This window comes from Tenacibaculum profundi, assembly GCF_052050075.1.
Lineage (GTDB): Bacteria > Bacteroidota > Bacteroidia > Flavobacteriales > Flavobacteriaceae > Polaribacter.
Genome location: NZ_CP197225.1, coordinates 738,918 through 751,426, shown reverse-complemented (window position 1 = coordinate 751,426; position 12,509 = coordinate 738,918). Strand labels below are relative to the sequence as shown.

Annotated in this window: 11 protein-coding genes; 8 read left to right on the top strand and 3 right to left on the bottom strand. The window is 30.9% G+C overall.

The window, feature by feature from the left end; all coding sequences use genetic code 11:
• The first annotated feature begins 1 nt into the window (after position 1).
• The 4 genes from ACSIGE_RS03000 to ACSIGE_RS02985 are packed head-to-tail and all read left to right on the top strand — an operon-like array spanning position 2 to position 3,154.
• On the top strand, positions 2 to 1,252 hold the full coding sequence (locus ACSIGE_RS03000; RefSeq protein ID WP_440881312.1) for a hypothetical protein: 1,251 nt from the start codon (positions 2 to 4) through the stop codon (positions 1,250 to 1,252).
• Complete coding sequence (locus ACSIGE_RS02995; RefSeq protein WP_440881311.1) at positions 1,240 to 1,575, top strand: hypothetical protein; 336 nt, start codon at positions 1,240 to 1,242, stop codon at positions 1,573 to 1,575. The genes ACSIGE_RS03000 and ACSIGE_RS02995 overlap by 13 nt, the downstream gene beginning before the upstream one ends.
• Positions 1,568 to 2,020, top strand: coding sequence for a PulJ/GspJ family protein (locus tag ACSIGE_RS02990; RefSeq protein ID WP_440881310.1), 453 nt, complete (start codon positions 1,568 to 1,570; stop codon positions 2,018 to 2,020). Before ACSIGE_RS02995 ends, ACSIGE_RS02990 begins: the two co-directional genes overlap by 8 nt.
• A gap of 3 nt (positions 2,021 to 2,023) precedes the next feature.
• On the top strand, positions 2,024 to 3,154 hold the full coding sequence (locus tag ACSIGE_RS02985; protein WP_440881309.1) for a type II secretion system F family protein: 1,131 nt from the start codon (positions 2,024 to 2,026) through the stop codon (positions 3,152 to 3,154).
• Positions 3,155 to 3,190: 36 nt separating this feature from the next.
• Here the strand turns inward: ACSIGE_RS02985 and ACSIGE_RS02980 are convergent, their stop codons facing one another.
• Entirely contained in the window at positions 3,191 to 3,601 is a 411-nt protein-coding gene (locus ACSIGE_RS02980; RefSeq protein ID WP_440881308.1) for a type IV pilin protein, read from the bottom strand.
• Between the two features lie 150 nt (positions 3,602 to 3,751).
• Between ACSIGE_RS02980 and ACSIGE_RS02975 the strand changes: the two genes are divergently transcribed.
• The 4 genes from ACSIGE_RS02975 to ACSIGE_RS02960 all read left to right on the top strand — a co-directional run bounded on the left by ACSIGE_RS02975 (position 3,752) and on the right by ACSIGE_RS02960 (position 8,962).
• Entirely contained in the window at positions 3,752 to 5,932 is a 2,181-nt protein-coding gene (locus tag ACSIGE_RS02975) for a type II secretion system protein GspD (RefSeq protein WP_440881307.1), read from the top strand.
• The gene (locus tag ACSIGE_RS02970) at positions 5,932 to 7,107 is read left to right on the top strand and encodes a hypothetical protein (RefSeq protein WP_440881306.1); all 1,176 of its coding nucleotides are present in this window, start codon (positions 5,932 to 5,934) and stop codon (positions 7,105 to 7,107) included. The genes ACSIGE_RS02975 and ACSIGE_RS02970 overlap by 1 nt, the downstream gene beginning before the upstream one ends.
• Positions 7,108 to 7,629 carry a hypothetical protein gene (locus ACSIGE_RS02965; RefSeq protein ID WP_440881305.1) on the top strand — a complete coding sequence of 174 codons (522 nt, stop codon included), beginning with the start codon at positions 7,108 to 7,110 and terminating at the stop codon, positions 7,627 to 7,629.
• A gap of 193 nt (positions 7,630 to 7,822) precedes the next feature.
• Entirely contained in the window at positions 7,823 to 8,962 is a 1,140-nt protein-coding gene (locus ACSIGE_RS02960) for a hypothetical protein (RefSeq protein ID WP_440881304.1), read from the top strand.
• 111 nt (positions 8,963 to 9,073) lie between these two features.
• Here the strand turns inward: ACSIGE_RS02960 and lpdA are convergent, their stop codons facing one another.
• Positions 9,074 to 10,465, bottom strand: a complete 1,392-nt coding sequence (gene lpdA, locus ACSIGE_RS02955; protein WP_440881303.1) for a dihydrolipoyl dehydrogenase — start codon at positions 10,463 to 10,465, stop codon at positions 9,074 to 9,076.
• Between the two features lie 208 nt (positions 10,466 to 10,673).
• Entirely contained in the window at positions 10,674 to 12,449 is a 1,776-nt protein-coding gene (argS, locus tag ACSIGE_RS02950) for an arginine--tRNA ligase (protein ID WP_440881302.1), read from the bottom strand.
• Between the last annotated feature and the right edge of the window lie 60 nt (positions 12,450 to 12,509).

Genomic DNA, 12,509 nt, shown 5'->3' with positions numbered 1-12,509 from the left:
AATGGCTGTTTTTAATAAAATAAAGGCTGGAGCATTACAGTATGTACTTATTATTTCTGTTATCATAGCAATCGTATTATTAGGCTTTATTATGTTAATTAATCTACAGCAAAAAGTGAAGCTTAAAAATAAGCTATACAAAGAGTCTATTACAAATGTAATGAACGGTTTCAGCTATCAATCTCATCATGAAATACCTCATAATAAAGAGACAATCCGTCAATTTTCTCAAAATTTTAATGAAGAAACTGTGTTGAAAAGAAAACCTTGGGGCGTTTTTGATGTTGCTTTTGTTTCTTCTAAGGTTAAAAAAGAGTTTTTTATGAAGGTGGCTTTAATGGGATGGGTAACGGACAAACCTAAAGCGCTGTATTTAAAAGAAAATAACACACCCTTGGTAGTTGTTGGAAAAACAAAGATTGAAGGAGACGTTTATATTCCAATGCAGGGAGTAAAAACAGGAAATATAGCCGGAAATTCATTTGCTGGTTCAGCATTATTTTATGGTAAAGAATATCGTAGTAAGTCGCAATTACCATCAATAAAAAATAAGGTACAATTACGTAACTATTTTAAACATAATTTTTGGCAAGAAGAAGCTATTGCATTATCATTAAATGAAGGGATAAATTTGGTCAATTCATTTAATCAAAATACACTAGTATATAGTGACAGTAATCTTTTAAAATTAGAGAATCTATCCTTAACAGGAAATATAATGATTCGTTCAAATACTAAAATTATTATAGAAAAGTCTGCCAAACTTAAGGATATTATACTAATGGCTCCAGAAATTATTGTAAAAAGTGGAGTAACAGGTAATTTTCAATGTTTTGCAGGAAAAATGATACAGGTAGAAAACGAGTGTAATTTGAATTATCCATCCGCTCTAATTGTGTTAAACATAGAAGAGAATAAAGATAGTAACATAACGATAGGAAGGAACTCAAGTGTAAAAGGTTGTGTTGTTTACGATTCAGATAATGATACGATGGAAAATCTCTATACACCTCAGATAGTGATATCTGAAAATTCGATTGTTACAGGAAATATTTATTGTTCTGCCAATACAGAGCTACTTGGCACTGTTAGGGGAACCGTTTTTACAAATAACTTTATAACCAAGCAATATGGAAGTACTTATATAAATCACCTTTATAATGGTCAGATTTTAAACGATGTTTTAAGTAAGGAATTTGTAGGATTACCAGTAGATGCAACAAAAAGTAGTATAGCAAAATGGTTATATTAAAAAAAATAAAGGCATCTTCTTTGAACGAAGTTATAATAGCAACGGTAATTATTGTGCTTGTTTTTGCTATTGCAGTCGCTATTCTTAACAATATTTTAATCAATATAGCCCATAAAAGAGAAGGTATTATTGATAAAGAAATGAATGAACTTATATATAGTTATAGCAATGGAGAATTAAAGTTACCTTATCATGAAGAATCAGAGGATTTAAGTATACAGTGTATAAAATTAAAGAGCAATGAAATTCCTGCCATTCGGTTAAGGATTTTAAATAAAAAAAATAAGAAAGTTGTAGAACGAAAAATACTAGTAGATGAATAAAGTAAAGGCTTTTACACTTTCAGAAATACTTGTAGTGATGATTATCTCAACGATAGTTATATCTTTGGCTTTTACAGTTTTGAATATGGTTCAAAAGCAGGTAAAAGTGATTAAAAAAAGTATAGATATTAAAGAAAATATTCAAAGTTTAGAGCGAGTTATTTGGAAAGATTTTAATCAGTTTGGGTATGGGGAGCTTGAAGGAAATCGATTACAGTTCAAAAACCCGATAGATTCCGTTGTTTATAGTATTCATAATGATGTTATTATAAGGGATGCGGATAGTATTTTTTTAGTACCATTATCTTATACTTTTTATTTAGATAAAGAAGTTAAGAAACAAGGGAGTGTTGATGCAATTAAAATTAATTTTTCGAATCCATATACATCCTTCGATTTGTTTGTTTTTGGTAAAAAAGATGCTAGTTTTTATTTGAATTATTAAACAATGGGATTTAAGGTAGATCATATTAAAAAAGAAAAGAAAGAAGTAGCTTCTTTAAATTTAGATAGTTTTTTGAAGAAAGAAATAACTTTTGGAGGCAATTCCTTTTCAAATAAAAAAAAGGAAGCTTTTTATACCGAGTTATTTGTTCTTCTCCAAGCAGGATTAGAGTTAAAAGATGCGCTAGACTTGATTGAAAAGGAACAAAAAAAAGAGACAGACAAAAAATTGATTCGTTCTTTGGTTAAAAATTTAATTGAAGGAAAGAATTTCTCCGAAACAATTAAAGAAAAAAAAGAATTCACTACCTATGAATATTATTCTATTCAAATAGGAGAAAAAACAGGAACTATTGAGAATGTAGTAAAAGAGTTAGGAGGGTATTATAGAAAAAGAAACGAACAACGAAGAATGATTATGAGTGCGCTGTCATATCCAATCATTATTTTAAGTACTGCTTTTTTGGCAGTATTATTTATGTTAAATTTTGTGGTTCCCATGTTTGCAGATATTTTTAAGCAGAACAATGTAGAATTACCCTGGATAACCCAAAAAATAATTAGTTTATCGAACTTTTTTAAAGACTATTACTGGATTTATTTACTCGTTTTATTGGTAGTTATTTTATTTCAAAAAATGAATAAAAATAAGTTATGGTATCAAAAATGGATAACAAGTTTTTATTTGAAAATTCCTTTTTGGGGTAATTTCATTAGAAAAATCAAAATAGCACAGTTTACACAAGCAATATCTTTACTTATAAGTGCAAAAGTGCCGTTATTAAATGGAATTCAGTTGACTCAAAAAATGATAGATTTCCATCCTTTAAAAAATGCATTAATAACAGTAGAAAAAGATGTTTTGTTAGGTAAAACGCTTTCAGAAAGTATTCGAAAACACACTATTTTTGATGCAAAGATGGTATCACTAATTAAAGTGGCAGAAGAAACAAATCAAAACCAGATCATTTTTGAACGCCTAACAAACCAATATAATAAGGATATAGAGTATCAATCTAAAACACTAAGTACCGTTTTAGAACCTATAATTATACTTATATTGGGTATTGTTGTTGCTACTATTTTAATAGCAATGTACATTCCTATGTTTAAATTAAGTACTATTATTGGTTAAGTTTACCTAGTAGATTTATTTTTCAAAAAAAGGGATTTAGTCTTTAACAACTTCTTTTAAGTTTTTATCGTGGTCTATTTCCCAAACATTAAAAACACCATCACCATCAAAATCACTTACAGCCGTAGCACGAGCTTTGTAGTTATTGCTGGATGCTTCTATTACCTCATAACTGTAATAAGCCTTACCGCCGTTATTTAAATTTTTTGGTGGAATAAAATCGAGTTCATTAAAATCTGTAGTGTATTTAGAATGCAAATAAAAATACGTTTTTTGTAAACCATGTATATGGTTTAGTTGACTTTGTGCTTCTATACTTTTCGCCTTGGCTATTTGGGGCATTAAGGTAGGTAAGGCGATTAATATGAGAATTCCAATGATAACAAGAACAACCAATAATTCTTGAAGGTTGTATGCGTTTACTTTTTTAGAAAAATTCAATTTCATAAATAATTTAAAGAGTTCATATCAAAGTTCAAAGGTATAAAAAACCAAATAATTTTTTACCTTTACGCCCAGTTTAAAGAAAAAAGAAAAAGAGATTTGCGAAATATTCGTATTTTAAGCACAGGAGATGTTAAACATAAAATAAATAAATTGAAAAAGAAAATACTATTAGTGCTAACTTCCTTGTTTCTAGTAAGTAATTTAATAGCACAAAACATTGGTGATAATGAGCAACGTATTGAGGAACTTAGAGTAAAGTTAGACGCCTTATCAGGCACGATACCAGGACTATTAAAAACCGTTGACATAAATATTACAGAGGCAAACTTGCCAATCTTCATCAATACTATTGCAAATACCCATCAAGTAAACATAAGTGTTGATCAAGAGTTGTTTAACCAGAAAGTATCGTATAATTTTTCAAAAACAACAGTGAAAAATGTACTCCTTCATTTATGTAAAGAATACATTTATACGCTTGATAATGTAGGGAATATTCTAACTTTAAAAAGGTATATACCTCAAATAGCACCTGTTTTTAAAGAAGAAAAGATCATTCCAGTATCATATGTTCCTGAAGAGGATAAATTTAGTATTGAATTAGAAAAAGACTCTATTTCTAAAGTATTCAAGAGAATTACAGATGTAACAGGTAAAAATTTGGTATACGCTTCAGGTTTAGAAAATAAAAAGTTATCAGGATATATAAAAAATAAATCTCTTAAAAGCGCACTTGATAAATTGGCATTTTCTAATGATTTAGAAGTTGTAAAAACTAATGATGATTATTATTTGTTTCAGGGCTTAGATATTGAAAGCGATAAATACAAGCCTACGAATAATGTAAAAGAGCGTCGAAAACCAAGGAGATATCGTAATTCTAATTTTTATTATCAGGTAAAAGATACCTTGAGAAGAATTATTGAAGTTGATTTTGAAAATGTTGATATCGCATCGGTTATTAAGGATATCGGACATGATTTAAAAATAGATATTTTTACAAGTACACCCATACAAAATATAGGGAAAGCCTCTATAAAAAGTGACAATATTACTTATGATTGGTTGCTTTTTAAAGTGTTAGAGGACACCAACTTTACATTTAAAAAAGAAGGTAATTTATATATTTTCGGTACTAACGATAAAGTTTCGCTGAATACATTTGAAATCATACCTTTAATGTATAGATCAATAGAAGCAATGAGTACTTTAACTAGTTCGAGAAATACCAATTTTTCCAATGCAATTAATTCAATTACACAAGGAAGTATAGGAAATCAGGGATTTCAAAACGCTGGTTTTAATAATGGAAATTTTCAAAATGATAATGGTTTCACACAAAGTCAATCATTTGGAAGAAATACGAGTAGAAATAGTTTTGACAATTCAAGTAGAAGGAACCTTCAGCAAAGAAGAAACTCTACTCAATCGACTACTGTTGGAGGGCAAGTTAACGCGATGTTTCCAGAGTACGTAAGTCAAGGGCTGGATATAAAAATAGATCGAGAAAGAAATAGTTTTGTAGTTTCAGGAGATCCACAGAAAATTAACAGGTTGAAAAAGTTTATTAAAGAAATTGATAAGCCTATTCCGGTTATTTTAATTGAGGTAATGATTTTAGAGGTAAGTAAATCTGCAACCATAAATTCGGGTATTGAATTAGGAATAGGAGATAAGCCTTCAACAGATCAAGGTAAAATTTTTCCTTCAGGAGATTTAACGCTAGGGGCAACCACTATTAATAAAATAATAGGTGGATTTAACGGATTTGGTTCCTTAAATGTAGGTAAAGTAGTTCCAAATTTTTACGCGCGAATACAAGCAATGGAATCAAATGGTAATATAAAAATTAGATCTACCCCTAAATTAGCTACATTAAATGGTCATGAAGCGATTTTATCTAACGGAGAACGCTCGTATTATGCCATTACAAGAAGAGATATTATTGGTGCTCAAAATCCTCAAACAACAGAAATTAAAAATTACGTGCCGATCGATGCTGATTTGTCTATTGCAATAAAGCCAATGGTGGCAGGAAATGATCAAATTACCATGAGTATCAATGTTGTTCAATCTAGCTTTAATGGTAAAAGGGTAGAAGAAGATGCGCCACCTGGAATGAATTCAAGAGAGTTTAATTCGATTATTCGAGTTAAAAATAATGATGTAGTGATTTTGGGTGGATTGGAAGAAAAATTAAAAAACGATTCAGGATCAGGTGTTCCCTTCTTATCAAGAATTCCTATAATAAAGTGGTTTTTTAGTAAAAAAACTAGAACTGATTCAAAAACAAAATTATCAGTATTAATTAAGCCGACAATTATCAAATAATGCTAAAAGATAGTCTGCTATATAGAAATACTTATTGTGCTATTGAATATGGTATTGATGCACTTGGTAAGGAACAATTTACAGCGCTAACCTTACTTAAAAAAAAGGGAGAACTTTATATTAAGAATAAAACGATAACCAAGTCTGTTGAAGATCTTATTAACTTTTTAAAACAGGAAAAACAACAGCATACAATATTGATTATAAATAATCAACAAGTATTATTCAAAGTTATAGAAAAGAATGCAAAAAATCCTGTTGTAGCTGCTTTTCCAACCATCAATAAAAAAGAGTTTATTACTGAAGTAAAGCATAGTAATGAAAAATCTTTTATAGGAATCGTTAGGAAACGTTATGCAGAAAATATATGGACGCTTTTTAATGAAGCAGGAATTATTATTTTAGATACCGTTATAGGCAACCTGCCAGTTTTTGCCTTGTTAGATGTTTTACCAGGTACTGAACATATACAAACAACACATTCTCAAATATCCATTATAAACCAACAAGTAACTTCAATTACCAATAATGTTTTTTCAGAAGAATCATATCAAATAAACGGACTAGAACTTAAAAACTATGAAATATTAAGTTTAGGAGCAATGGTTAGTTTCTATGTCAATGAACAAATTCAATATTCAACAAAGGAGCTAGAAACATTTAAACAGCAAACAATTTTTGCAAAAGGATTAAAAGCAGGACTAGCTTTAATGTTTTTAATACTGTTGGTAAACTTCATGTTCTTTTCTAACTACTACCGTCAGATAGAAAAATTACAAGCAGAAATAAATATTTATAGTGAAACGAAAGAAGCTTTAAAAAAAATAGCTTCGGAAGTAGATAAAAAAAAGAAACTTTTACAACAAATTCAAAATTCAGGAACAAGTAGCTTATCGAAATATACAGATCAGCTTATTCAGGAAATACCCCATTCTATTTTATTAGAGGAAGTAAACTATCAGCCTTTTATAACGACGATAAAAGAAAATAAGTTGATAAAAAATGAGCAAAATATGCTGCAAGTTTCGGGTGTATTTAAAAATAACAGGGAGTTAAGTAATTGGATTGATATTGTAGAGCAAAAATCATGGGTGCAAAAAGTAGATGGTCTCTCGATTGAAAGTGATGCACGAAAAAAAATAGCCAAGTTTTTCTTTAAAATAAAAATTAAATAAATGGATTATAAGAAGAAAAATTGGGCATTGTTAGTCGCTTTTATAATAGCGATGGTAGGTATTTATTTTTTTACAATTTCAAAAACTATTGAAAGTAAAAAAAGGTTAAGTAAACTCCAGCAAGAGAAACACGAAATACAAACGATTTCTAATAGAGTACTTAATTTAAAAAAACAGGCAATTTATATAGACTCTATTTTATCAAAGGAAAATATATCCATAACGAATTCTTTCCAACAAATACTTCTCAAAAAAATCAATACTTTTAAAACAACAAATGCTATTGATATTGTTGGAGTAGAGCATTCTATTAAGGTAAAAGATAATGGAATAAAAGTAAGGTTGTATCCCTTAACGGTAAAAGGAAACTTTAATGATTTACTCGCTTTTTTAAATTACATGGAGCGACAGGGATTAGCAGAAATTAAAAACTATACATTTCTAAAAAAGAAAAATTACAGCACTCGTAAAGCGCATGTAGTATTAAAATTATATCTCAAAAAAATTGAAGAAGAGGTTTAGTTTAAAAATTTAAGTCAAAGCCAATTATAATATCAAAGAGCATGCAGTTTGGTACTAACTTAAAAAGTTAAAACCGTATGCAATTACTTGCCCCAAACATCAACATACATCAAATTATAAATTCAGATGAAATTAATATTAAAAATCACATTTTTAGCTTTCTTAGGAATGGGTATGAAAGCAAAAGCTCAAGGTGAATATTTTGTTATACAACCAACAAAAAAATAACAATAGTCCATGGTATGGTTTAGGGAGAAGTAATGTAACCATGCCAAATGCAAATTATGCGGCTGTTCAACTAGCAGGTTATTATGGATTGTTATTTAAAACGGCAGCAGGAGAATTTGTTTTACATCAAAATGGAAATGTAGGGGTTGGAACAACAGCGCCCAACGCAACTTTACAAATAGGAGATAGTAAACACACCGGAGGACCAGAAAAAGAAATAGAACAAAAAAGACTATCTATTGCTCCTGTTACACACAGTGGTTCCGATTGGTTTTTTACAACAAGAGATAATAGACCCTATGCAAATTTAGATATTGGCTATGGAAGTAATAAAACACTTACGCTCAGACATGATGGAAATATAGGAATTGGAAATAGAAGTCCAGAAGCTAAATTAGATATTTTAACAAGACCAAGTAGTTACGAATCATTCATTAAACTACAGACAAAAGATGCTCCTGATGATTTTTTTATGATAAATAACGCTACAGGTACAAATGGTCAATTTATACCCAATCTTATTGGTAGACATACATCTGATAATAGAGCGGCATTGTATTTGAGTGGATGGATAAAAGAAGGTAATGATCAAGGGGATAAGCCTATAATGACTTTTGATTCAAGAATTGAAGGAAAACCCGCTTTAAATAGACCTTTATTTGGTTGGGATTCTCATGGACAAAGGAGAATGACATTACTGGCAAATGGAAATTTAGGTATAGGCACTGCAAATACCAAGGGATTTAAGCTAGGAGTTAAAGGTAAAATAGTGGCAGAGGAGGTGAAAGTCGCAACTTTTTCAAACTGGTCCGACTTCGTTTTTTATGAAAATTATAACCTTCCAACTCTTACCGAAGTAGAAAACCATATTAAAGAAAAAGGGCATTTAAAAGATATCCCAAGTGCAGAAGAAGTAGCTAAAGACGGATTTTATTTAGGCGCAATGGATGCGAAATTATTACAAAAGATTGAAGAATTGACTTTGTATACGATTGGGCAACAAAAAGAAATTGAGCAATTGAAAAAAGAAAATATTGAAATAAAACAGCTAAATCAAAAACTTTTAGAAGTTTATAAGAGATTAGAAAAGTTAGAAAACCAATAGCGTTTAAACTTTATCCTTAGAAAATGAAAAACCTCATAGAATCTAAATTCGATGAGGTTTTTTATATCATGTCACTACTCACCAAGCAGTGATCTTTAATCTTACAAAGAATTATAAGTGAATTACCTCGTCATAAGCATCGGCCACAGCTTCCATAACCGCTTCACTCATCGTTGGGTGAGGGTGGATGGCCTTTAATACTTCATGACCCGTTGTTTCAAGTTTACGAGCAACCACTGCTTCCGCAATCATATCAGTAACACCAGCACCAATCATATGACAACCTAACCATTCACCATATTTAGCGTCGAAAATTACCTTTACAAAGCCATCATAAGCACCTGCCGCTTTCGCTTTACCAGAAGCAGAGAATGGAAATTTACCAACTTTAATATCATATCCTTGCTCTTTTGCTTTGTCTTCCGTTAAACCAACAGAAGCAATTTCAGGTGTTGCATAAGTACATCCAGGAATGTTTCCATAGTCAATAGTTTCTGTGTGTAAACCTGCAATTTTCTCAACGCAAGTAATACCTTCAGCAGAAGCAACGTGCGCTAATGCAGGACCAGGAGTAACATCACCAATAGCATAATATCCAGGAATGTTTGTTTGGTAGAAATCATTTACTAAAATCTTATCCTTATCAGTAATAATTCCAACATCTTCTAAACCTACATTTTCAATATTTGTTTTAATACCTACAGCCGATAAAACAATATCAGCTTCTAATACTTGCTCTCCTTTTTTCGTTTTAACAGTAGCCTTTACGCCATTGCCAGAAGTATCAATAGACTCTACGGAAGAGTTTGTCATTACTTTAATTCCAGCTTTTTTGAAAGAACGTTCCATTTGTTTAGATACATCTTTATCTTCAATAGGAACAATAGTTGGCATAAATTCAACTAGCGTTACTTGTGTTCCCATAGAATTGTAAAAATGAGCAAACTCAACACCAATAGCACCTGACCCAACAACAATCATCGACTTTGGTTGTTCAGGTAAGGTCATTGCTTCACGGTAACCAATTACTTTTTTACCATCTTGAGGTAAGTTTGGCAATTCACGAGAACGTGCACCTGTGGCAATTACAATATGATCAGCTGAATATTCGGTAACTTTACCATCTTCAGTAGCAGTAACATCAACTTTTTTACCTGGTTTTAGTTTTGCAACACCACTAATTACATCAATTTTATTTTTTTTCATTAAGAATTTAACCCCATTACTCATTCCATCAGCAACATTACGACTACGTTTTACCACCGCATCAAAATCCTTGTCAATAGCCTCAGCTTTTAAGCCGTAGTCATCAACATGCTTTAAATAATCATATACTTGTGCAGATTTTAATAAAGCTTTGGTAGGAATACATCCCCAGTTTAGGCAGATACCACCTAATTTTTCTCTTTCAACTATGGCCGTTTTAAATCCTAATTGTGATGCTCTAATGGCAGTTACGTAACCTCCAGGACCACTTCCAATTACTAGTACGTCGTATTTCATGTTTTAGTTGTTTACTTAATTTTATGGAAAGCATAGATTTTCTAACCGCTGCTTTACTTTTGATTCATCAATTTAATTTATTTCTGAGTCCAAGTTGATCTTTTCTTGACATTTCTATTATTTGCTATGCATGCATTATCTATATAATTCACGAACAATAAAGAAACATCGTAATTCATTAGTAAAACGAAAATTTTAAATGAACTTACTACATTCTATCAGGAACCTTAATTCCTAATAATTTGAATGCCAAATTTATGGTTTGTCCAACTTTATCGGATAGCTGAACTCTAAATATTTTTTTATCCTGATTTTCTTCTCCTAAAATTGATACATTTTGATATAGTGAATTGAATCCTTTTACCAAATCATAAGTATAGTTAGCAATCAAAGCAGGAGAGTACTGTTTTGCTGCTTGCCTAATAGTATCGGGGAAAAATTCAAGATGTTTAATTAATTCTTTTTCCTTTTCGTGTAATTTAATACCCACAATTTCTTTACTGTAATCAAACTCAGCTTTTCTCAAAATAGACTGAATTCTAGCATAGGTATATTGCACAAAAGGACCTGTGTTTCCTTGAAAATCAACAGAAGCTTTAGGGTCAAATAAAATTCTTTTTTTAGGGTCTACCTTTAAAATAAAATATTTTAGAGCCCCTAAGCCAATAGTTCTGTATAAAGATTCTTTTTCTTCTACAGAGTAGCCTTCTAGCTTACCAAGTTCTTGAGAAATTTCTTTAGCAGTATCGGCCATCTCATTCATTAAATCATCGGCATCTACTACGGTTCCTTCTCTTGATTTCATTTTTCCAGAAGGTAAATCAACCATTCCATAACTTAAATGATATAGTTGGTCAGACCAAGTATAACCTAATTTTTTAAGTATTAAAAATAATACTTTGAAGTGATAATCTTGTTCATTTCCAACGGTATATACCATACCATTTAAATCCGTAAAGTCTTTTGATCTTTGAATGGCAGTTCCAATATCTTGCGTCATATAAACGGCGGTACCATCAGAACGAAGTACTAGCTTTTCATCAAGTCCATCCGCTGTTAAGTCACACCAAACAGAACCATCTTCTTTTTTAAAGAAAACGTTCTCTTTAAGACCTTTCTCAATAACGTCTTTACCTAACAGATAAGTATTACTTTCGTAGTAAAGTTTATCAAAATCTACACCAATATTCTTGTAAGTAACATCGAAACCATTGTATACCCATCCATTCATCATTTCCCAAAGAGAAACCACTTCTTGGTCACCAGCTTCCCATTTTCTTAACATTTCTTGTGCTTCTAAAAATAGTGGAGCTTGTTTTTTAGCATCGTCTTCGGAAGTTCCTTTATCAACAAGTATAGTAACCTCTTTTTTATACTCTTGATCAAACTTTACGTAGTAATTACCAACAAGTTTATCTCCTTTTAAACCAGTTGACTCAGGTGTTTCGCCATTACCAAACGCTTTCCAGGCTAACATAGACTTACAAATATGGATACCCCGATCGTTGATAATTTGGGTTTTATATACCGTATGCCCAGCTGCTTTTAAAATTTCCGAAACAGCATACCCAAGTAGTACGTTTCTTACATGTCCTAAATGCAAAGGCTTATTGGTATTTGGAGAAGAGTATTCTACCATGCGGGCATCTAAACTATTGGCTTTTGCATATCCATAAGTTTTGTTTTTAGCAATGGTATTAAAAAAATTAATGTAAAAGCTATCGGCAATTACCAGGTTAAGAAACCCCTTTACCACGTTATAACTGGTAACCTCTTCAACATGTTCAACCAAATACGTTCCTATTTCTTCACCTATTTGAACCGGATTTCCTTTTTTATATCGCAATAGTGGAAAAATAACCACTGTAATATCACCTTCAAAATCTTTTCGAGTTGTTTGAAACTCTACCGAGGGGATTGCTACCTCATACAAGGCTAAAAAAACCTCTTTTACTTTAGTTGCTAATACGTTTTGAATATTCATTAACTATCATAAATTGAAGTGCAAAATTACGTAAATTATTTGGATGATATTTAAACTGAT